Below are 21,669 nucleotides of genomic sequence, written 5' to 3'. Positions count from 1 at the left end.
GGAAACATCGCGACACCGGTGCTGAAACCTCCTGCCTCAACACTGGGCACGTGACCGCGACGGCTGACCGTCGTGCTGGGTTCCCCTGACCCGACCGTCACGACCCACGTTCCACTATGAGAGGTAGAAACAGATGGATACCGGCGAACTCAGTTGGGCCATTACGGCCACCGCCCTGGTTCTGTTCATGACCCCGGGCGTCGCGTTCTTCTATGGCGGTCTCGTCAAGGCCAAGAGCGTCATCAGCATGATGATGATGAGCTTCGGCGCGATGGGCCTCATCAGCGTCCTCTGGGTGCTGTACGGGTTCAACATGTCTGCCGTCGGCGGACCGACCGAACTGTTCGGCAACCCGTTCTCAGACTTCGGCCTCATGGCGGCCGCGGGCGACAATGAGACGCTTGTAGGCGCTGCGTTCGGCGCGACCTTCGCGATCATCACCGTCGCGCTCATCTCAGGTGCCATCGCCGACCGGGCCAAGTTCGGCTCGTGGATGATCTTCGCCGGCATCTGGGCGACGCTCGTCTACTTCCCCGTTGCCGCGTGGGTGTGGGGCGGAGGCTGGATCCTCGAGCTCGGCAACACGCTCGGGCTCCCGGGCGTCATCGACTACGCGGGTGGTACGGCTGTGCACATCAACGCCGGTGCTGCGGCCCTGGCGCTCGCGCTCGTGCTCGGCAAGCGGGTCGGGTTCGCCAAGGGTGCTCACGTGCCTCACAACCCGCCGTTCGTGCTGCTGGGCGCCGGCATCCTGTGGTTCGGCTGGTTCGGCTTCAACGCTGGCGCTGAGTTCCTCAACGACCTCGCGCTCGTCGGCCTCATCGTCACCAACACGCTCGTCGCCACTGCCGCCGCGATTCTCGGCTGGCTCATCGTCGAGAAGATCAAGGACGGCAAGCCCACCTCGGTCGGCGCCGGTTCGGGTGCGATCGCTGGTCTGGTCGCCATCACCCCGGCGTGCGCCAACCTCGCACCGGGCTGGGCTCTGCTGCTGGGTGTCATTGCCGGTGTGCTGTGCGCTCTCGCGATCGAGCTGAAGTTCAAGCTCGGATTCGACGACTCGCTCGACGTCGTCGGCATCCACCTCGTCGGTGGCCTCATCGGAACCCTGTACCTGGGCTTCTTCGCGATCGACACCGGCCTCTTCACGGGCGGCGACCTCGGTCAGCTCGCGGTGCAGGCGATCGCCGCCTTCGGTGTGATGATCTACTCGTTCGTGGTCGCCTTCATCATCGGCTTCGCGATCGAGAAGTCCATCGGCTTCCGCATCAAGGAAGAAGACGAGATCGCGGGCATCGACCCGATCGTGCACGGCGAGACCAGCTACGTGTTCGAGACCAAGTAACACCGGCACTTCTCGATCCCTCTCGGGGGATTCCAGGGCGCTACTCTCGCAAGGGGGTAGCGCCCTTCGGTGTCTATGCGCAAGGAGGTTTGACGTCATGGTGACCAGCGATGTGCCTCTCCAGCTCATCGCCGCGCTGCTCGTGCTGCTGATTCCCCTAGGGCTCCTGCTGATCGACAGGGTCTCGATCCGGGCTCGAGCGGCGAGTGCATCGGCCGCGGTCGTCGTCGGCATGGTCGCCTCGTGGGCCCTGAATGCTGTGCTCTCGAGCCCGAGCGACCTGCCCGCCCGCGTGCTCGACGCATCGTTCGCCGGAGCGATCGCTGGCGGGGTGGCGATTCTCGCGGCCCGCTTCGGGCCCGTCGGCGCCGCCGTTTTCGCGAGCCTCTGGTCGGTGCTCGTCTTCCAGCCGGTGTTCGCCGCCACCGTCGGTTCGGTGCCTTCGCTCGTGCAGATCGTCTTCGGCGCGGTCGACTTCTCGGCAGTGCTCGCGACCCACGTCGCGGCCTCGGCGTCGATGATCGCTGCGTCCCTGCTACCGGGCCCTCGTCGACGTGTGGTGAGCGACCTGGCGGCGCTGAGCCGACCCCGGGGGATGGTGCCGGCCGGGCTCGTGGCCGTCGGTGCCACGGCGTGGATGGTGGGCGCAGAGCGCGTGCTGAGCGTGGCCACGGGCAGAACACTCGCGAACTCGATCGTGGGCCTGGTTCTGGGTGCCCTGATGTGGTGGCTGATCGAGCGCATAGCGGGTAGGCCCTTCTCACCGTCGGGTCTGACGACGGGTGTCGTCATTGCCTGGGGCGCTATCGGGCTCGGAGTGCCTTTCCTGGCCCCGACGGCCCTGGGCGCCACGGCTGTCATCGCCACGGCAGCCGGGGTGGCAATCGTCGTGCGCGCCCCCTCGGGGGCGATCGTCGAACGACGCGTGTCGATCGGCATCATCGTGGCGGTCGCCGTGGGAGGCACCGTGCTGGCGCTGCTTGCCGATGGTTTCGGGATGGCCGCGACGGGCTCGACCGCGCTCGTCGCCGCGCAGCTCGGAGCCGTGATCGCGGTCGCGGTCGGAGCATTCGGGTCGGGACTGCTGTGCGCGGGGGCCGCGCTCATCGCCATCGTGATCGCCGAACGTCGGTCGACGACGGCCGCACAGCAGGCGACGAAGGCCGGCGACGCGGAAGAATAGGTCGTGGTGGGCGATACCAGACTCGAACTGATGACCTCTTCCGTGTGAAGGAAGCGCGCTACCAACTGCGCCAATCGCCCGTGCGACACCATCTTGCCACAAACGGGGGAGAGCATCCGGCCGCCCGTCGACCATCTTCATCGCCGCGCGCGCCGGTTTGGCCGTCGATGAAAATGTGGGCTAGAGTTTCGATGCAGCCCGGCAACGGGAAGCAACATGCGGATGTGGCGCAGTGGTAGCGCATCACCTTGCCAAGGTGAGGGTCGCGAGTTCGAATCTCGTCATCCGCTCGAGTGACAGCCCTCTGGTAGTTGGGGGCGTTGCCCACGGTGGCGTGGCCGAGAGGCGAGGCAGCGGCCTGCAAAGCCGTATACACGGGTTCGAATCCCGTCGCCACCTCACAGCTACCACACCGAAGAAACACCCCATGAGAATGGGCGATTGGCGCAGCGGTAGCGCGCTTCCCTGACACGGAAGAGGTCACTGGTTCGATCCCAGTATCGCCCACCACACCCCCCTCTACCCCTTTCTGGGGCGAGCACTGGTGCGCCTCAGCACCTAGGCTGGTGGCATGGCTCCGGGGGGAGAGACAAGCGGCGTGCGCGTCAACGACAGCGAGGCGTTCGCCGATCTGTTGCTGCGCTCGGGCCTCGTGTCACCAGAGAATCTCGAGTTCGCGCGGCAGGTCAAGCAGCGCACGGGCGCTCATATCGACCAGGTGCTCATCAGCGAAGGCCTGCTCGATTCTGAATCTCTACTGCTTGTCGAGGCGAAGTCGTGGGGCATTCATCCCATCGACCTGGCCGCGGTGACCTTCGACGACGAGCTCGTGCGGCGCGTCTCTGGCCAGACGTACATCAGCGAGAACTGGCTGCCCATCCGTCGCAATGCGGCAGGCACCATCTTCGTGGCGACCGCACGCGGTGTCGCGCCCGAGCGTGTCGAGCGCATCCGCCACCTGCTCGCTGGCGCCGAGCTGCAGTTTGTCGCGACGACATCGTGGGACATCAAGAATGCCTGCCTGCGCCTCTTCCGCGCCGAGATCGCCGACGAGGCAGCCAACGAACTCTGGCGGCAGAATCCGGAGATGTCGGCGCGAGTCACTTTCAGCCGCGGCCAGAAGGTCGGAGGCGCCGTGCTCGCCGTCGCGCTGCTCGTGAGCGCCGTGCTCTGGCCGCTTCCCACCGCGATCGGCGTGCTCACGGTCATGAGCGTCACCTTCCTCGCCGGCACGAGCTTCAAGTTCTTCGTCGCGATGCGTGGTGCGCGGTATGACGTCGTCGAGCGCATCACCCGTGCACAGGTCGAGGCGCTCATCGATCGCGAACTTCCGCGGTACACGGTGCTCGTACCGGTGTTCCGCGAAGCCAACATCGTCGGCCAGCTCATTCGCAATCTCGGCGGTCTGGACTACCCGACCGAGAAGCTCGAGGTTCTGATTCTCATCGAGGAGGAGGACCACGAGACGCGGGATGCCGTGCTCTCGTCGAAGCCGCCACCCCACTTTCGTATCGTGACGATCCCGAAGGGGCACCCGCAGACGAAGCCTCGCGCGTGCAATGTGGGCTTGTACTTCGCGACGGGCGACTACCTCGTCATTTACGACGCCGAAGACACGCCTGACCCCGACCAGTTGAAGAAGGCTGTCGTCGCTTTTCGGCGGGGCGGCGAAGAAACGGTGTGCCTGCAGGCCTCTCTCAACTACTTCAATGACCGCGAGAATGCGCTCACTCGCATGTTCACCCTCGAGTACAGCTATTGGTTCGACTACATGCTGGCGGGGCTTGACTTCGGCGATCTGCCGATTCCGCTCGGGGGCACCTCGAACCACTTCCGCACCTCGGCGCTCATCGAGCTTGGCGGCTGGGACCCGTACAACGTGACGGAAGACGCCGACCTCGGCATTCGCGCGAGCGCGCTCGGCTACCGAGTCGGCGTCATCAACTCGACGACGATGGAAGAGGCGAACACCTCGATACCCAACTTCATCCGGCAGCGTTCCCGCTGGATCAAGGGCTACATGCAGACGACCCTCGTGCACGCCCGGCAGCCGGTGGCGCTCATCCGTCAGATCGGCCTGCGACGATTCGTGAGCTTCGTGCTGCTCATCGCCGGTACGCCCGCGACCTTCCTCGGGGTGATCCCGTTCTACATCGTCACCGTGCTGACGGTCTTCCTGCCGGTGACCGCACTCGCCGGCCTGTTCCCGATCTGGCTGCTGTGGCTCACCCTGCTGAACTTCGTCATCGGCAACGTCGTGATGATCTACCTCTCGATGATGGGACCGTACAAGCGCGGCACGTTCTATCTCGTGCTCTGGGCATTGCTGAACCCCGTCTACTGGCTGCTGCACTCGATCGCGTCGTACAAGGCGCTGTGGCAGCTGCTCACCAACCCGCACTACTGGGAGAAGACCGAACACGGTCTGACGACTCATGTCCAGCACCATTGAAGCCCCCGCACTGCGGCGCGATCGCAGCAACCGCGGTGCGCCGCCGCGAACCCGATTCGACGCGTTCCCGCGGGGCCCTGTGGCAAGGTGGATGCTCCGTCTCGGACTCGCGACCCCTCTCGCGCTCCTCGCGCTGCTGCACTCGCTGCTGCCCGCGCCTGCCGACACTCCGAATGCCGACCTGGTCGCGAGCCTCGCCAGCATCGACTGGAACCGCGGAGACGCCGAGTGGCTCGCGCTGCTCTACCCGCACGTGTCGATCATGCTCGCCGCCGCCAACCCGTTCGGACGCCTCGGCCTGAGCCTGATGGGTGCCATCGCCGCGGGATTCCTGCTGCAGAAAGTGGCGGAGATCATCGCGCAGCGCGCGATTCCGCGGTCGACGGGCATCATTCTCATCATCGCCCTCGCCGCGAACCCGTTGTTCGCCTATTTCGCGCTCGAGAACCTGCCCGGATTCCTGGCCCTGACCTTCTTCGGGCTGGCACTGGGCGACGTCGTGCGCTTTGTGAACTGGGGCAACACCGAGTCGGGGTTCCGGGGCGGGATCCTCATCATGCTCGCCGCCTTCAGCGACCCCTCGGGCATCCTCTTCGCGGTGATCATCGTGCTCGCCTCGCCGTTCCTCCGGCACGGTCGGGCCGCAGCGCCGGGGCTGCGCGCCGCGAACATGCTCGTCATCGCCTTCCCCACCCTCGGGGCTTTCGCGACCATTGCCTTCTTGAACATCCTGTTCTTCGGCACGCCGTGGCCGACGAGCGACGTCGAGGTGATCATCGGCAGCATCGCACCGGGGTTGTCTGAGCTCGTCGTGCGGTACGCGACCCCGACCGGCTGGCTCATCGCCGCTCAGCTCGCCAGTGCATGGCTCGTCGCGGTCATCGTGCGGCGGCCTCGCACCATTGCGGTGTCGACGATCGTCTTCCTGCTGCTCAACATCGCCTTCGTGCTGGGGGTCTTCCACCCTGCCGCAGCGGGGGTGAACTTCGCGATCCTGACGCTTCTCGCCATCGCCATCATCCCTTCTGCACGCACGATCAGCTCGAATGTGCTGGTCGATGCCGTTGCTCTGGGCCAGGTTGCTCTCGCGTGGCTCGCCGCATTCGACCGACCTGTGGTGCGGGAGTGGATGGCGCGGACCATCGACGCCTGGTCGATGCTCGTCGGCTGAGTGATCGCGAATCGAGGCCGGATGCTCGCCGGTAGAGTTGACGACGCCATCCCGCCCGCCCTACCGCACCAAAGGAGCACGCGTGCCTGACGCCGCCCCGGCAGAGAAGTCCGTCGTTCCGCCCGCCCCTGAGGCGGTCGACGTGGCAGAGGCCACCGACGGCTTCGGTATCTTCAGCGACCGCTCGGTGGTCGCCATGCGGGTCGACGGCGAGCTGCGTGATCTCGCTCACCGCCTGCAGCCCGGGGATCACGCTGAGCCGGTCACGATCAGTTCGCCCGATGGTCTCGCGATCTTGCGGCACTCGGCTGCCCACGTGCTCGCCCAGGCGGTGCAATCGATCAACCCCGAGGCCAGGCTCGGTATCGGCCCGCCAATCACCGACGGCTTCTACTACGACTTCGACGTCGAGACTCCGTTCACGACCGACGATCTCGCCGCGCTCAGTAAGGCCATGGACCGCATCATTCGGCAAGGGCAGCGGTTCGTGCGGCGGGTCGTGACGGACGAGGAGGCGCGGGCCGAGCTCGTGAACGAGCCCTACAAGCTTGAGCTGATCGGGCTGAAGGGCTCGGCAGGCTCGGGCGCTGACGGCGAGAGCGTCGAGGTCGGCGGCGGCGAGCTGACGATCTACGACAACGTCGACGGCAAGACCGGCGAGGTCTACTGGAAAGACCTCTGCCGCGGCCCGCACCTGCCGAACACCCGCATGATCGGCAACGGCTGGTCTCTCACGCGCGTTGCGGCGGCGTACTGGCGCGGCAGCGAGAAGAACCCGCAGCTGCAGCGCATCTACGGCACGGCGTGGCCGTCGAAGGATGCCCTGCGCGAGCACCTCGGACGCCTCGAAGAAGCCGCGAAGCGCGACCACCGCAAGCTCGGGGCCGAGCTCGACTTCTTCTCGTTCCCCATCGAGATCGGCAGCGGCATGTCGGTCTGGCACCCGCGCGGTGCGATCGTGCGGCAAGAGATGGAGCAGCACGCGATGCGACGCAACCGTGAGGCTGGCTACTCGTACGTCTACACGCCGCACATCACCAAGGGCGACCTCTTCGTGCAGAGCGGGCATCTCACGAACTATGCCGACGGCATGTTTCCGGCCATGCGCCTCGATGAAGAGCGCGACGCCGACGGCAAGGTGACCAAGGCGGGGCAGGACTATTACCTCAAGCCCATGAACTGCCCGTTCCACATCTTGATCTACCGCGAGCGCCCGCGCAGCTATCGCGATCTGCCCCTGCGCTACAGCGAGTTCGGAGCCGTCTACCGCAATGAGCTCTCGGGTGCACTGCACGGCCTCACGCGGGTGCGGGGCCTCACGATGGACGACGCGCATCTCTTCGTGCGACCCGACCAGCTCGAAGAAGAGGTCGCAAAGACGCTCGATCTCGTGCTGAGCATGCTGCGCGACTTCGGCCTGACCGATTTCTACCTCGAGCTCTCGACGCGCGACGACGAGAAGGCGAAGTGGCTCGGCGACGAGTCGATGTGGGAGGAGACGACCGGGGCTCTGCGGCGCGTCGCGCTCGCGTCGGGCCTCGAGCTCGTCGACGACCCCGGCGGAGCGGCCTTTTATGGCCCGAAGATTTCGGTACAGGCGCGCGATGCCATCGGGCGCACCTGGCAGCTGTCGACCGTGCAGATCGACCCCAACCTGCCCGAGCGCTTCGAGCTCGAGTACACCGCGAGTGATGGCAGCAAGCAGCGGCCGATCATGATCCACCGCGCGCTGCTCGGCTCGATGGAGCGGTTCTTCGCGATTCTGCTCGAGCACTATGCCGGAGCTTTCCCCGTATGGCTGGCCCCCGAGCAGGTCGTAGGCATCCCCGTCGCAGAAGAATACGCCGAGTACCTCGGAGGCGTGATCGGGCAGCTCGCCGCGGCGGGCGTGCGCGCGCACGTTGATGACTCTGACGAGCGTATGCAGAAGAAGATCCGCACGCACACGAAGGGCAAGGTGCCTTATTTGCTTATCGCGGGGGAGGAAGATCGTGCCAACGGCGCCGTGAGCTTCCGGTTCCGCGACGGCACCCAGGTCAACGGGGTGCCAGTGGCCGAGGCGGTCGAGCGCATCACCACGGCGATCGCGACCCGGTCGGCCGAGCTGTAGCGAGCATCCGTTCATGACTGACAGGCAGTCTGCGAGCATCGACGGCGTCGACGCCGAGAACGGTGCGTCCTTGGCGGGCGTGCCCGACGCCTTTCAACGGCTCTGGACTCCGCATCGCCTCGTCTACATCGAGAACGGGCAGCAGCCCGACGACGACGCCTGCCCGTTCTGTCGGGCTCCTGAGCTCGACGACAAGCAGGCCTTGATCGTCGCGCGCGGCGAACACGCCTACGTGCTGCTCAACCTCTACCCGTACAACAGTGGTCACCTGCTGGTGTGCCCGTACCGGCATGTTGCGCTGTATGACGAAGCGACGCCCGACGAGATCGCCGAGATCGGTGCCCTCACGCAGACAGCGATGCGCGTGCTCAGCGCCACCTCCGGGTGCCAGGGGTTCAACATCGGCATGAATCAGGGTCGCATCGCCGGCGCCGGAATCGCGGCACATCTGCACCAGCACATTGTTCCTCGGTGGGCGCTCGACTCAAACTTCTTTCCGATCATCGCCGGCACGAAGGCCGTGCCGCGGCTGCTCGGCGAGGTGCGCGACGAGATCGCGCGGGCCTGGCCCTCAGAATCGCCGCAGTAGACTGGCGCGCGCCGCCGCACCACTGAAACTCCTCGCGCGCGCGATCGCGCGCACCGTGCCAGAAAGGGCCGATAGACCATGACCGAGACCACGACGACGAGCGTGCAGGGCACGAGCCGCGTCAAGCGCGGACTCGCAGAAATGCTCAAAGGCGGCGTCATCATGGACGTCGTGAACGCCGAGCAAGCGCGTATTGCTGAAGACGCTGGGGCCGTCGCCGTCATGGCGCTCGAGCGCGTGCCGGCCGACATCCGCGCCCAGGGCGGAGTTGCCCGCATGAGCGACCCCGACCTGATCGACGAGATCATCGCGACAGTATCGATTCCCGTCATGGCGAAGGCCCGCATCGGCCACTTCGTCGAGGCGCAGGTGCTGCAGTCGCTGGGCGTCGACTACATCGACGAGTCGGAGGTGCTGAGCCCCGCCGACTACGTCAACCACATCGACAAGTGGCCCTTCACGGTGCCGTTCGTGTGCGGGGCGACCAACCTCGGCGAGGCGCTGCGCCGCATCACCGAGGGCGCGGCCATGATTCGCTCGAAGGGCGAGGCCGGCACGGGTGACGTTTCCGAGGCCACCAAGCACATCCGCACGATCCTCGGCGAGATCCGGGCACTGTCGGCCAAGGCTCCTGACGAGTGGTACGTCGCGGCGAAAGAGCTGCAGGCGCCGTACGAGCTCGTCGCCGAGGTCGCGCAGACCGGAAAGCTGCCCGTCGTGCTGTTCACGGCCGGTGGCGTCGCGACGCCCGCCGATGCCGCGCTCATGATGCAGCTCGGTGCCGACGGCGTGTTCGTCGGCTCGGGCGTCTTCAAGTCGGGCAACCCGGCCGCGCGCGCGGCAGCGATCGTCAAGGCGACCGCGGGCTACAACGACCCGGCCATCGTGGCTGAAGCGTCGCGTGGTCTGGGCGAGGCCATGGTCGGCATCAACGTCGCCGACCTGCCGGCACCGCACCGTCTCTCTGAGCGTGGCTGGTAGCGAACTTCCGCCCGTCGGAGTCTTCGCGCTGCAGGGCGATGTGCGCGAGCATGTCGCCCTGTTGCGTGCGCTCGGTGCCGACGTGCGTGAAGTGCGTACGACGGCACAGCTCTCAGAGGTCGCCGGTCTCGTCATTCCCGGTGGAGAGTCGAGCGTCATGGACAAGCTCAGTCGCCTGTTCGGTCTGCGCGAGCCGCTGCGCGAGCGCATCGCGGGCGGCATGCCGGTGTATGGCACGTGCGCCGGGCTCATCATGCTCGCCGACCGCGTGCACGACGCGATCGAGGGCCAGCAGACGCTCGGCGGGCTCGATGTGGCAGTGCGACGCAACGCCTTCGGCACCCAGCTCGAGTCGTTCGAGACTGACCTCGACGTGCCCGTGCTCGGCGAGCCGCCCGTGCACGCTGTCTTCATCCGCGCTCCCGTGGTCGTCGAGGTCGGCGAGGGCGTCGACGTACTTGCCTCGCTCGACGACGGTCGCATCGTCGCGGTCGAGCAGGGGCGACTGCTCGGTACCTCGTTCCACCCTGAGGTGGCGTCGGAGACCCGGTTCCACGAACGGTTCCTCGAGCACGTCGCCGCCGCGTCGTCTGCCGGTTAGCTGACACGATGGGGGCATGAGCCTCTACTCCGACTATCCGGCCGCTCGCACCCGCCAGATCATCGCCGACATCGTCGGCGTCATCTCGGTCATCGTCGTGGTGACGATCGCCGCGTCGATCGCGGCCGCGATCCGCACGCTGGCCGCTTTCGGCCGCGACCTCGAGACAGCCGGGCTCGACTTCCAGGCCGGGCTGCTCGACGCGGCAGACGCCCTCGGAGACGTTCCCGTGATCGGTGACGGCATCCGCGCCCCCTTCGATGCGGCCGCATCAGCCGGGCAGTCTGTCGCCGATGCCGGTCGCGGTCAGCAGCAGCTCGTCGAGTTCATCGCGGTGAGCGTGGGCTGGTCGGTCGCACTCGTGCCGCTACTGCTGATCGCCCTCATCTGGCTGGTTCCGCGCGTGCGATTCGCCCGACGCTCGGGCCGCATGCGCGCCATGATCGCGCGCGGGCTGACCGTTGACACGCTCGCCGCGCGCGCTCTCGCGCGTGCTCCCCTCGGCCAGCTTGTGGCCGTGCACCCCGACCCCGCGGCGGCGTGGCGCAGCCAGCAGCCCGACCTTCTGCGCGATCTCGCCGCCATCGAGCTGCGCCGAGCGGGCATTCGCCCCTCTGCGGTCAGCGGCGCCGTTCAGCAGGGTCACTGACCGCCCTGCCCTAAACTAACGGGGCACTGCAGACCCGCGAGGAGCACTATGTCAGGCCATTCCAAGTGGGCGACGACGAAGCACAAGAAGGCGATCATCGACAGTCGCCGCGCGAAGTCGTTCGCCAAGCTGATCAAGAACATCGAGGTCGCCGCCAAGATCGGCGGCGCCGACCTGAGCGGCAACCCGACTCTCGTCGACGCCGTGCAGAAGGCCAAGAAGACCTCGGTGCCGAACGACAACATCGAGCGCGCGATCAAGCGCGGCGCGGGCCTCACGGGCGAGTCGGTCGACTACCAGACGATCATGTACGAGGGCTACGGCCCCGGAGGCCTCGCGCTGCTCATCGAGTGCCTCACCGACAATCGCAACCGTGCTGCGGCCGAGGTGCGCACGGCGATGTCGCGCAATGGTGGCACGATGGCCGACCCGGGCAGCGTCGCCTACAACTTCAGCCGCAAGGGCGTGATCTCGATCACGAAGACCGACGGTGTGACTGAAGACGACATCCTCATGGCTGTGCTCGACGCCGGCGCCGAGGAGGTCATCGACCAGGGTGGGGGCTTCGAGGTCATCACCGACCCCTCGCACCTGCTCGCGGCGCGCGAGGCGCTGCAGCAGGCGGGCATCGAGTACGACTCGGCTGAGGCTGAGTTCGTGGCCAACCTGCAGATCGAGGCCGATGTCGACACGGCGCGCAAGCTCTTCCGCCTCGTCGATGCGATGGACGAGCTTGACGACGTGCAAAACGTGTTCACCAACGTCTCACTGACGTCAGAGGTTCGCGCCGAGCTCGACAACGACGACGAGTAGCCCGTGCTGCGGGTGCTCGGCGTTGACCCCGGCCTGACCCGCTGCGGGGTCGGCATCGTCGACATCGAGCCCAACCGGCGTGCGACGCTCGTCGCCGTCACCGTGATTCAGACCGCCCCCGACCTCGCACTCGAGCAGCGGCTGCTCGCGATCGGCTCTCAACTCGCGCTGCTTCTCGACGAGCATCGGCCCGACGCCGTCGCGCTGGAGAGGGTTTTCGCGCAGCACAATGTGCGCACGGTCATGGGCACGGCACAGGCGAGTGGAGTGGTGCTGCACGCTGCGGCCGCGCGCGGTCTTGCGGTCACTCTGCACACGCCGACCGAGGTTAAGGCGGCCGTGACGGGTCACGGCGGCGCCGACAAGAAGCAGGTCACCGCGATGGTGCAGCGCATTCTGCGTCTGGATGCTCCGCCGAAGCCCGCCGACGCCGCCGATGCTCTCGCGCTCGCCATTTGCCATGGGTGGCGCGGGTCATCGAGTCCGGCGGCGCGAGCAGCGGGGGAGTCGGCCCCGAGTTCCCCGGGTCTGACACCGGCCCAGCAGGCGTGGCGAACGGCGGAGAAGGCGACCCGCGCCCGTAGGCTCGACGGGTGATCGCCAGCCTGCGGGGAACCCTCATCGCCCGTGCGGGCTCACGTGTGGTGATCGATGTCGCGGGGGTCGGCTATGCCGTGGCGGTGACCGAGCGGCACGGGCGAGAGTTGCGCACCGGTGACACCGTGCGTCTGCACACGGCGCTGGTGGTTCGCGAAGACGATATGAGCCTGTTCGGGTTCGCTGACGAGGTCGAGCTGGGGCTGTTCGAGCTGTTGCGCACGGTCTCGGGGGTCGGGCCGAAGTCGGCGCTCGGCGTGCTCGGCGAGATGACACCCGACCAGATCGCTCGGGCGATCGCGGCCGACGACGATGCGCCGTTTCGCGCGGTGAGCGGCATCGGGCCCAAGACCGCGAAGCTCATTGTGGTGACGCTCGCCGGCAAGCTCGCAGCGCCTGCCGGAGAAGCCGCATCGGCAGAAGAGTCGTCTCCGCCAGCAGCGGTGACCATGTCACTCGTCGCGGCACTCACCGGCCTCGGCTGGCCCGAGCGCACCGCACTCGACGCGGCGACCCAGGTCGTCGAGGCCGACTCCGAGGCCGCGCAGACCGGGCTGCCGGTGCTGCTGAGGCGTGCGCTGAGCATCCTCGGTCCGACGCGCGGGCGCGGCGATGACGTCGGCGGCCGGTCATGAACGACGGGATGCGCTCGTGAGCGACGTTCTGCGTCCGACACCCGAATCCGACGCCGAGTTGGCGTTCGAGGGTGCGTTGCGGCCGCAGAGTCTTGACGAGTTTGTCGGTCAGCACAAGGTGCGTCGTCAGCTGCAGTTGCTACTCGAGGCGGCGGGCTTGCAGAACCGCACCCCCGACCACATTCTGCTCGCGGGCCCTCCCGGCCTCGGCAAGACGACTCTGGCGATGATCGTGGCCTACGAGGGTCAGCGACCACTGCGCATGACCAGCGGCCCGGCCATTCAGCACGCCGGAGACCTGGCTGCAGTGCTCTCGTCGCTCGTGCCAGGCGAAGTGCTCTTCATCGATGAGATCCACCGCATGGCCCGTTCGGCCGAAGAGATGCTCTATCTCGCGATGGAAGACTTCAGGGTCGACATCATGGTCGGCAAGGGCGCCGGCGCCACGAGTATTCCACTCGAGCTGGCGCCGTTCACCCTGGTCGGCGCGACCACACGATCAGGACTGCTGCCTAATCCGCTGCGCGACCGGTTCGGCTTCACGGCGCACCTCGAGTTCTACGAACCCGAAGAGCTGCATCAGGTGCTCGTGCGCGCTGCGCGCTTACTGAGCCTGGCGATCGACGACGACGCGCTGGCCGAGATATCCCGCCGATCACGCGGCACGCCTCGCATCGCGAACCGCCTGCTGCGGCGTGTGCGCGACTACGCGCTCGTTCACGGGGGCGCGGCCGATCGCACGGCGGTGCGCGCCGCGCTCGAGCTCTACGACGTCGACGAGCAGGGGCTCGACCGCCTCGACCGTGCTGTGCTCGCCGCGATCGTCGAGCGCTTCGAGGGCGGGCCCGTCGGCCTCTCGACCCTCGCCGTGTCAGTGGGGGAGGAGGCCGAGACGATCGAAGCGGTCGTCGAGCCGTTCCTGGTGCGCACAGGGCTGCTGTCGCGCACTCCCCGCGGTCGGGTGGCGACCTCACGAGCATGGGCCCACCTCGGGCACCCGCCACGGACTGCCTCGGCCAATGACCTATAGTTGTCGGCGGGCCTCGGCTGAGCATCCTGCTCGCCGACCGGCACCCGCACGAGTGCCACGCCGTCGAACTCCCCGAAAGGCTTCTCCCTCATGGATCCGTTGACGATCGTCATGCTGGGCATCCTCGCCCTGCTCATCTTCTTCATGTTCCGCAACTCTCGCAAGCGCAAGGCCGAGCTCGAGATGCTGCAAGAGAAGATGGTGCCCGGCGCGGAGGTTATGACCAACTTCGGCCTCTTCGGCACGCTCGTCGCCGTCGACGACGACACCAACGTCGCCACGATCGAGACGAGCCCCGGCAGCACGGTGCGCGTGCACCGCCAGACCCTCGCGCGCGTCGTCGAAGACGAGCCGGTGATCGACGAGGTCGCCGATGACGTCGAAGACGCATCGGGCCCCGTTCTCAATGAATCCAGCCTCGACGCGCCGCCGAAGAAGCCCAAGCGCGCGTCGAGCACTGACGACTAGCAACTGACGACTAGTAGCTGACCGCTGTTCCGCGCGGGGCGCGCCGTTCACCAACGTGCCCCGACACCCCCGTGAAGAAATGAGTACCTGAGGTGGCCAGAAGCACCGCAGAGCGCAAAGCCATTCGATCGCTTGTCTGGCTTCTCGTCATCATCATCGCCTTGATCGCTGCCAACGGCGCCAGCGTGCTGTTCAACAACGGCCAGTGGACTCCGAAGCTCGCACTTGACCTCGAGGGCGGCACGCAGATCATCTTGAGCCCTCAGATCGCGAGCGGTGAAGAGGTCACGCAAGAGCAGCTCGACCAGGCCGTCGCGATCATCCGTCAGCGCGTCGACGCCGGCGGCGTGAGCGAGGCCGAGATCAACACCCAGGGCGGCCAGAACATCGTCGTCTCGATTCCTGGCGAGCCCGACGACGAGACGCTCGAGCGCATTCAGAGCTCGGCGAAGCTCGAGTTCCGCGCCGTACTCATTGCCGACCTCGCCTCGAACAGCGTGATCGGCGACGAAGGCGCGACCGACCCCGAGGCTGAGTCCGATCCCGAGGCGACCGACGGGGCCTCGACCGACGACCCGTCTGCGGTGCCCAGCGATGAACCCAGCGCTGAGCCGACTCCGAGCGCCTCGCCGACCGACGCGAGCGACCTCGCCTGGATCACTCCCGAGCGTCAAGAGCTGTTCGACAGCTTCGACTGCGCCTCGCTCGACGTCGTCGGGGCCAACGTCGCGCCCGTCGACGAGCCGCTCGTGACGTGCGAGCAGGATTCGAGCATCAAGTACATTCTCGGCCCGGTCGAGGTCGCAGGTGAGCGCATCGCGGATGCTCGCTCGGGTCTCATCGCCTCGTCGACGGGCGTCACCACCAACGAGTGGGGCGTCTTCATCGAGTTCGATGCCGACGGAACCCAGCAATTCCGTACCGTCACCGAGCGTCTCGTCTCGCGCGTCGGCGTGCAGAATCAGTTCGCGATCGTGCTCGACGGTCGGGTGATCAGTGCGCCGCGCACGATCAGTGCGATCACCGACGGGCGCCCGCAGATCAGCGGCAACTTCACGGAGGAGAGCGCCCAGGTGCTCGCCGATCAGTTGAAGTTCGGCGCCCTGCCGATCGGCTTCGAGGTGCAGTCGAGCGAGAACATCAGTGCCACGCTCGGTGTCTCTCAGCTGCAGAGCGGCATTATCGCCGGCATCATCGGCCTGATTCTTGTGGCGCTGTACGGGTTCTTCCAGTACCGCGCCTTGGGCGGCGTGGTCGTGGCGTCGCTCGTCGTGGCGGCGATCGTGACGTACTTGATCATCACCTACCTCTCGAATCAGCAGGGCTACCGACTGTCGCTTGCCGGTGTCGCAGGCCTGGTGATCTCGATCGGCGTGATCGCCGACTCGTTCATCGTCTATTTCGAACGCATTCGTGACGAGCTGCGCGACGGCCGCAGCGTCGACGGTGCTGTGATGGCGGGCTGGAAGCGTGCCTTTCGCACCATCCTGATCTCCGACGTCATCAACTTCATCGCCGCCGTCGTGCTCTTCGTGCTGGCTGTGGGCAACGTGCGCGGATTCGCGTTCACACTCGGCATCACGACCGTGGTCGACCTCATCATCGTCATCATGTTCACGCATCCGCTGATGGTGCTGCTCGGCCGCACCTCGTTCTTCGGCGGCGGGCATCCGCTCAGCGGGCTCGACCCGAAAGCGCTCGGTGCGGTGTACCGCGGTCGCGCGCAGTTCCGGGCTCCGGCTGGCGTGTCGAGCGTCAAGGTCGCGAGCAGCAGTCGAGAGGCCCAGCGTCGCCAGACGATCGCCGAGCGCAAAGCCGCCGAAGCGAACGGCGAGAGGAAGGATGAACGATGAGCAGGCTCACGCAGTTCGGCAATGACCTCTACACGGGGGCCCGCTCGTTCGACTTCGTCGGCAAGCGACGCATCTGGTACGCCATTGCTGCACTCTTTGTCATCCTGGCGATCGGCCTCACGGCGCTGCGCGGCGGCTTCGTCTTCGGTATCGAGTTCCGCGGCGGCTCGGAGTTCCGCGTGCAGGGAACGACCGCGGTCGAGCAGGGCTCCGCAGCGGCGACGGCGATCGCTGTCGATGCCGTCAACACCGTCGTCGCGGGGTCGAATCCGCGCGTGTCAATTGTTGGTGGAGACTCGGTGCGCGTGCAGACCGAGCAGTTGACGCCCGCTGAGACTGACGAGGTGCGTGCCGCCCTGGCGGAGGCCTACGGAGTCAGTGAATCAGAAGTCAGCTCGTCGTTTATTGGCGCCACCTGGGGCGCCGACATCACTCGGCAGGCGATACTCGCGCTCGTGGTGTTCCTCGTGCTCGCGAGCCTCGTCATGGCGGTGTACTTCCGAACCTGGAAGATGGCCGCGGCAGCAATCGTGGCTCTCTTCCACGACCTCATCGTGACGACGGGTGTCTACGGCGTGCTCGGGCTCGAGATCACTCCGGCCGCGGTCATCGGCTTCTTGACGATTCTCGGCTACTCGCTCTACGACACGGTCGTCGTCTTCGACAAGGTGCGTGAGAACACGAGTGAAGACGGTGCAGAGTCGCGGCGCACGTTCGCGCAGTCGGTGAATCTCGCGGTCAACCAGACCCTCGTGCGATCGATCAACACATCGATCGTGGCCGTGCTGCCGACGGCCGCGATCTTGTTCATCGGTTCGCTGTTGCTGGGCGCCGGAACACTGCGCGACATCGCCCTCGCCCTCTTCATCGGCACGATCGTCGGCACGTATTCGTCGATCTTCTTGGCTGCTCCGCTCTACGTGCACCTGCGCGAGAACGAGCCCGAGGTCAAGAAGCAGGGAACCCGGCCGCGCGTCGTGCGCACCGAGTCGGGCGCTGTGCGCTGAGTCTCACCTGACGCGTCTTAGAATCTAGCGGGAGAGGACGCGCGCATGACGGATACGACCCAGCAGTCGACTCCTCCACTGCGCGCGCTCCTGCCTCGCATCTTCTCGCGAGCGCAACCGGCCGGCGCGCTCGAGAGCCTGATGCGCACCGTGCGCGCGCAGCATCCGAAAGCCGATCTCGCTCTGATCGAGCGGGCCTACAAGGTCGCCGAGCGGGCGCACGAGGGCCAGACGCGCAAGAGTGGCGAGCCGTACATCACTCACCCGCTTGCGGTGGCCCAGATTCTCGCCGATCTAGGCATCGGGGCGAAGACCATTGCGGCGGCGCTGCTGCACGACACCGTCGAAGACACCGGGTACAGCCTCGACGAGCTGCGGGCCGACTTCGGTGACGAGATCGCGATGCTCGTCGACGGTGTGACGAAGCTCGACAAGCTGAAGTACGGCGACAGCGCGCAGTCAGAGACCGTGCGCAAGATGATCGTCGCGATGTCTAAAGACATTCGCGTGCTCATCGTGAAGCTCGCCGACCGCCTGCACAATGCGCGAACCTGGGGCTTCGTGCCGGCTGAGTCGGCGCAGCGCAAGGCCCAGGAGACGCTCGACATCTACGCTCCGCTCGCGCATCGGCTGGGCATCCAGACCATCAAATGGGAGCTGGAAGACCTGTCGTTCGCGGTGCTGCACCCGAAGATCTACGTCGAGATCGAGAGTCTCGTGAAGGGCCGCACGCCCGAGCGCGAGGCCTTCGTGCAGCAGGTCATCGACGCCGTGAAAGACGACCTGCGGCAGGCGAAGATCAAGGGCGAGGTGAAGGGCAGGCCGAAGCAGTACTACTCGATCTACCAGAAGATGGTGCATCGCGGCCGCGACTTCGACGAGATCTACGACCTCACGGGCGTGCGAATTCTCGTCAACTCAATTCGCGACTGCTACGCGGTGCTCGGTGCGGTGCATGCCCGCTGGAACCCGATGCCCGGCCGGTTCAAGGACTACATCGCCACGCCGAAGTTCAACCTCTATCAGTCGCTGCACACGACGGTGTTCGGCCCGGGCGGCCGGCCCGTCGAACTGCAGATCCGCACCCACGAGATGCATCAACGGGCGGAGTTCGGTGTGGCGGCGCACTGGAAGTACAAAGAGCGTATGGCGGGCGCTGCTCGCGGCGACGCGGGAGTCGAGCGCTCGGATGCCGACATGGCGTGGCTGGCCCACATCTCCGACTGGCAGGCTGAGACGAGCGACCCGACCGAGTTCCTCGACAACCTGCGCTACGAGATCGGCGCGAAAGAGGTCTACGTCTTCACCCCACAGGGCAAGGTCATCGGGCTGCCGGGCGGTGCGACCCCGGTCGACTTCGCCTATGCCGTGCACACCGAGGTCGGCCACCGCACGATGGGGGCCAAGGTCAACGGGCGCCTCGTGCCGCTCGAGACGACGCTCACGAGCGGCGACTCGGTCGAGGTCTTTACCTCGAAGAACCCGGATGCCGGCCCGAGCCAGGACTGGCTGAACTTCGTCACGAGCACCCGGGCACGGTCGAAGATCAGGCAGTGGTTCACGAAGGAGCGCCGCGACGAGGCCATCGAGCAGGGCAAGGATGCGATCGCGCGCGCCATGCGCAAGCAGAACCTGCCGCTGCAGCGTCTGATGTCGCAAGATTCCGTCGGCCAGGTGGCGTCGCAATTGCGGTACGAGACGGTCGAGGCGCTGTACGCCGCGGTCGGTGAGGGGCACGTCTCGACACAGTCGGTGATCGAGAAGATCGTCGGCACGCTGCACCTCGAGGCAGAGTCTGACGACGAGCCCTTCAGCGTTCCGAGCCGCGGGCGAACGCCGGTGCGCTCGAGCGACTCGGGGGTGCTCGTGCGCGGGGCGCCCGACATTTTGGTCAAGCTCGCCAAGTGCTGCACCCCCGTGCCGGGTGACAGCATTGTCGGCTTCGTCACCCGCGGCCAGGGGGTCAGCGTGCACCGGGGCGACTGCACCAATGTGCAGTCGCTGCTCACCGAGCCCGATCGCATGATCGACGTCGAGTGGGCGCCGACGACCAAGAGCGTCTTCCTCGTGCAGATTCAGGTCGAGGCGCTCGACCGCAGCGGGCTGCTCTCGGATGTCACGCGCGTGCTCTCTGAGCACCACGTCAACATTCTCTCGGCGAGCGTCAACACCTCACGAGACCGCTTAGCCATCAGCCGGTTCGTCTTCGAGATGGGCGACACCACCCATCTCGACCGGGTCCTGAACGCCGTGCGACGCATCGACGCGGTCTACGACGTGTACCGGGTCAGCAACGGCTGATCGCCCGGTCGATGCGGCGCTGAGCGCGTCGCACGTAGGCGATACCCGGACGCCGGTGCACGGCGGCGTTCAGTTCTGCTGCGGTCACGCTGCTCGATCGCAGGGCGGCCTCGATCGCCTCGGTGGCGTCGTCGTCATCGTCATCGTGCCGTGCCAGATCGATCACCGTGCGCACGGGCGCGGTGACCCGCACGTCGTCGAGCCACACCACTTCGTCGCGGTCGAGCACTGCCTCGCGAGCACGCAGTCGCCGCCGCACCGGGGAGGCCACGCGAGCGTCGATCGATACGCAGGTCGACGCGACCGCGGGTGGGGGGACCCACCCCCACACCCAGGCCGCCGATCGATCGCACACGATCGCTCGGACATCGCCCAGCACGGGTGCCAGCGAGCGAGCCCGTTCGCGCGGGCTGTCGGGCTCATCGAGACCGAGGAAGCTCGTGCCGAGTCGAACGAGTTCTCCGTCGAGCAACGCAGACTGCAACTCGGCGGGGGCAAGACGCTGGTCGAGAGGCCGGGGGAGTCTCAGGGGTGAGGTCACGCCGGGCAGTGTGCCCTACCGGCGCATGAGACGGCTCAGGAGATCGCCCGGTGTGGAAAACCTCCGGCAGCGCAGGTGACGAGAACGAGCAGCAGACTAGCGGTCGACCGCGGCAAGCCAGGCCTTGCGCGCCTCCAGGGCCTCGGTGACCTCGGCGACCCGCTTCGCGTCTTTCGCGGCCGTGGCCTCGGCGAGATCCGCTTCCAAGCCAGCGATTGCCTGCTCGAGCTGCGAGGCCAATCCTTCAGAGCGGGCTTTCTTCTCGGGGTCAGAGCGGTTCCAGTGCTCTTCCTCGAGCTTCTTGACCGCGAGCTCGATCGCTCGCAGACGATCTTCAACCGTCTTGACCTGGTCGCGCGGCACCTTGCCCGCCGCATCCCACTTTCGCTGAATGGCCGTCAGGGTGCGACGTGCGGCGACGCGGTCGGTGGCCGTCATCAGTGGTGCGGCTTCGTCGAGCAGGGCGAGCTTGACCGTCAGATTCGCGGCGAACTCCTCGTTCTCGCGGGCATCGACCTCCGCCTTTGCGGCGTAGAGCACGTCACCAGCGGCCTTGAACTGATCCCACAGCGCGTCGTCGACCTTCTTGCCGGCGCGACCCGCGAGCTTCCACTCGTCGAGCAGGCGTCGGTAGGCCGGTATGCCTGCCGTGCCCTGCGGTGCGAGTGCCGCAGCGCGATCGACGAGTTCTTGTTTGCGGCTGCGCGCCTGCTTGTGCTCAGAGTCGAGACCCGCGAAAAACGCACGTCGATTCGATTCGACTGTGGTGCGCGCGGCGCGGAATCGCTTCCAGAGCTCGTCGCCGTGTTTCTTCGGCAGTCGCGGGCCGTTCTGCTGGTGGTCTTTCCAGCGCGTGAAGAGCTCGTCGAGCGATGCCGAGAGCTGTTTCCACTGCACCGACTGCGGGTCTTTCGCGGCGAGTGCCTCGGCGGCCTCGACGATCGCCGTGCGCTCCACGACGGCGGCCTCAACGGCTGCTGCCGCCTCGGCCTTCTGCTCTTCGGTGAGCTGCTCGACCTTCTCGGTCAGGGCACTGACCCGAGTGCGCAGCGACTCGAGGTCGCCGACGGCCGAGGGCTCGACGAGAGCCGCCGTCAAGGCGGTGACGGTCTTCGCGACGTCCTGTGCGGGCGCACCGGCTTTCGCACGCTGCTCGAGCAGTCGAACCTGGCCCTCGAGCTCGGTGTACTTGCGGGTGAAGTAGGCGAGCGCTTCGTCGGCGGTGCCGTCGGGGTACTGACCGACTGCCCGCTCGGCTCCGCCGTCGGTGACGTACACGGTTCCGGTCTCGTCGACGCGGCCCCAGGGGGTGCTCTCGTTCACTGACACGTCTGCTTTATCCC

Annotated in this window: 19 protein-coding genes and 4 tRNA genes; 20 read left to right on the top strand and 3 right to left on the bottom strand. The window is 66.7% G+C overall.

The window, feature by feature from the left end; genetic code table 11:
* Positions 1–133 precede the first annotated feature (133 nt).
* Both KL788_RS02765 and KL788_RS02760 read left to right on the top strand, forming a co-directional pair.
* The gene (locus KL788_RS02765; protein WP_293168281.1) at positions 134–1,345 is read left to right on the top strand and encodes an ammonium transporter; all 1,212 of its coding nucleotides are present in this window, start codon (positions 134–136) and stop codon (positions 1,343–1,345) included.
* A 97-nt stretch (positions 1,346–1,442) separates the two neighbouring features.
* On the top strand, positions 1,443–2,528 hold the full coding sequence (locus tag KL788_RS02760) for a hypothetical protein (RefSeq protein ID WP_293168280.1): 1,086 nt from the start codon (positions 1,443–1,445) through the stop codon (positions 2,526–2,528).
* Between the two features lie 4 nt (positions 2,529–2,532).
* Here the strand turns inward: KL788_RS02760 and KL788_RS02755 are convergent.
* A tRNA-Val gene (locus KL788_RS02755) sits at positions 2,533–2,608 on the bottom strand.
* A gap of 138 nt (positions 2,609–2,746) precedes the next feature.
* Here KL788_RS02755 and KL788_RS02750 point away from each other — a divergent pair.
* From KL788_RS02750 to KL788_RS02665, 18 genes are all read left to right on the top strand, one after another.
* A tRNA-Gly gene (locus KL788_RS02750) sits at positions 2,747–2,818 on the top strand.
* A 38-nt stretch (positions 2,819–2,856) separates the two neighbouring features.
* Positions 2,857–2,927, top strand: a tRNA-Cys gene (locus KL788_RS02745).
* Between the two features lie 36 nt (positions 2,928–2,963).
* Positions 2,964–3,038, top strand: a tRNA-Val gene (locus tag KL788_RS02740).
* Positions 3,039–3,099: 61 nt separating this feature from the next.
* A complete protein-coding gene (locus KL788_RS02735) occupies positions 3,100–4,980 on the top strand; it encodes a glycosyltransferase family 2 protein (RefSeq protein ID WP_293168278.1) in 1,881 nt (626 codons plus the stop codon).
* Positions 4,981–5,071: 91 nt separating this feature from the next.
* Entirely contained in the window at positions 5,072–6,151 is a 1,080-nt protein-coding gene (locus KL788_RS02730; protein WP_293168276.1) for a hypothetical protein, read from the top strand.
* 196 nt (positions 6,152–6,347) lie between these two features.
* Positions 6,348–8,261, top strand: a complete 1,914-nt coding sequence (gene thrS / locus KL788_RS02725) for a threonine--tRNA ligase (RefSeq protein ID WP_293173107.1) — start codon at positions 6,348–6,350, stop codon at positions 8,259–8,261.
* Positions 8,262–8,274: 13 nt separating this feature from the next.
* Complete coding sequence (locus KL788_RS02720) at positions 8,275–8,850, top strand: HIT family protein (protein WP_293168274.1); 576 nt, start codon at positions 8,275–8,277, stop codon at positions 8,848–8,850.
* 78 nt (positions 8,851–8,928) lie between these two features.
* The gene (pdxS, locus tag KL788_RS02715; protein WP_293168272.1) at positions 8,929–9,831 is read left to right on the top strand and encodes a pyridoxal 5'-phosphate synthase lyase subunit PdxS; all 903 of its coding nucleotides are present in this window, start codon (positions 8,929–8,931) and stop codon (positions 9,829–9,831) included.
* Positions 9,821–10,432, top strand: a complete 612-nt coding sequence (gene pdxT / locus KL788_RS02710) for a pyridoxal 5'-phosphate synthase glutaminase subunit PdxT (protein WP_293168270.1) — start codon at positions 9,821–9,823, stop codon at positions 10,430–10,432. The genes pdxS and pdxT overlap by 11 nt, the downstream gene beginning before the upstream one ends.
* A gap of 16 nt (positions 10,433–10,448) precedes the next feature.
* Positions 10,449–11,081, top strand: a complete 633-nt coding sequence (locus KL788_RS02705) for a hypothetical protein (protein ID WP_293168268.1) — start codon at positions 10,449–10,451, stop codon at positions 11,079–11,081.
* A gap of 48 nt (positions 11,082–11,129) precedes the next feature.
* Positions 11,130–11,894 (top strand): YebC/PmpR family DNA-binding transcriptional regulator, encoded by a 765-nt coding sequence (locus tag KL788_RS02700; protein ID WP_293168266.1) that lies wholly within the window; start codon positions 11,130–11,132, stop codon positions 11,892–11,894.
* 3 nt (positions 11,895–11,897) lie between these two features.
* Complete coding sequence (ruvC, locus tag KL788_RS02695; RefSeq protein ID WP_293168264.1) at positions 11,898–12,491, top strand: crossover junction endodeoxyribonuclease RuvC; 594 nt, start codon at positions 11,898–11,900, stop codon at positions 12,489–12,491.
* The gene (gene ruvA, locus KL788_RS02690; RefSeq protein ID WP_293168262.1) at positions 12,488–13,126 is read left to right on the top strand and encodes a Holliday junction branch migration protein RuvA; all 639 of its coding nucleotides are present in this window, start codon (positions 12,488–12,490) and stop codon (positions 13,124–13,126) included. Before ruvC ends, ruvA begins: the two co-directional genes overlap by 4 nt.
* Positions 13,104–14,156, top strand: a complete 1,053-nt coding sequence (ruvB, locus tag KL788_RS02685; protein ID WP_428846106.1) for a Holliday junction branch migration DNA helicase RuvB — start codon at positions 13,104–13,106, stop codon at positions 14,154–14,156. Before ruvA ends, ruvB begins: the two co-directional genes overlap by 23 nt.
* A 90-nt stretch (positions 14,157–14,246) precedes the next feature.
* Entirely contained in the window at positions 14,247–14,624 is a 378-nt protein-coding gene (locus KL788_RS02680; protein WP_293168260.1) for a preprotein translocase subunit YajC, read from the top strand.
* 92 nt (positions 14,625–14,716) lie between these two features.
* Complete coding sequence (secD, locus tag KL788_RS02675) at positions 14,717–16,477, top strand: protein translocase subunit SecD (protein WP_293168258.1); 1,761 nt, start codon at positions 14,717–14,719, stop codon at positions 16,475–16,477.
* Positions 16,474–17,484 carry a protein translocase subunit SecF gene (gene secF / locus KL788_RS02670; RefSeq protein ID WP_293168256.1) on the top strand — a complete coding sequence of 337 codons (1,011 nt, stop codon included), beginning with the start codon at positions 16,474–16,476 and terminating at the stop codon, positions 17,482–17,484. Before secD ends, secF begins: the two co-directional genes overlap by 4 nt.
* 45 nt (positions 17,485–17,529) lie before the next feature.
* Positions 17,530–19,785, top strand: a complete 2,256-nt coding sequence (locus tag KL788_RS02665; protein WP_293168254.1) for a RelA/SpoT family protein — start codon at positions 17,530–17,532, stop codon at positions 19,783–19,785.
* On the opposite strand, the gene KL788_RS02660 is transcribed toward KL788_RS02665, so the two are convergent.
* Both KL788_RS02660 and KL788_RS02655 read right to left on the bottom strand, forming a co-directional pair.
* Positions 19,772–20,326, bottom strand: a complete 555-nt coding sequence (locus KL788_RS02660) for a hypothetical protein (RefSeq protein ID WP_293168252.1) — start codon at positions 20,324–20,326, stop codon at positions 19,772–19,774. The two genes, KL788_RS02665 and KL788_RS02660, sit on opposite strands and share 14 nt — an antisense overlap.
* Positions 20,327–20,422: 96 nt before the next feature.
* Positions 20,423–21,655, bottom strand: a complete 1,233-nt coding sequence (locus KL788_RS02655) for a DUF349 domain-containing protein (protein ID WP_293168250.1) — start codon at positions 21,653–21,655, stop codon at positions 20,423–20,425.
* Positions 21,656–21,669 lie beyond the last annotated feature (14 nt).

Source organism: Microcella sp., assembly GCF_019739195.1.
Lineage (GTDB): Bacteria > Actinomycetota > Actinomycetes > Actinomycetales > Microbacteriaceae > Microcella.
Note: the sequence above shows the minus strand (reverse complement) of the source record. Positions and strands in the feature narration are given on the sequence as shown.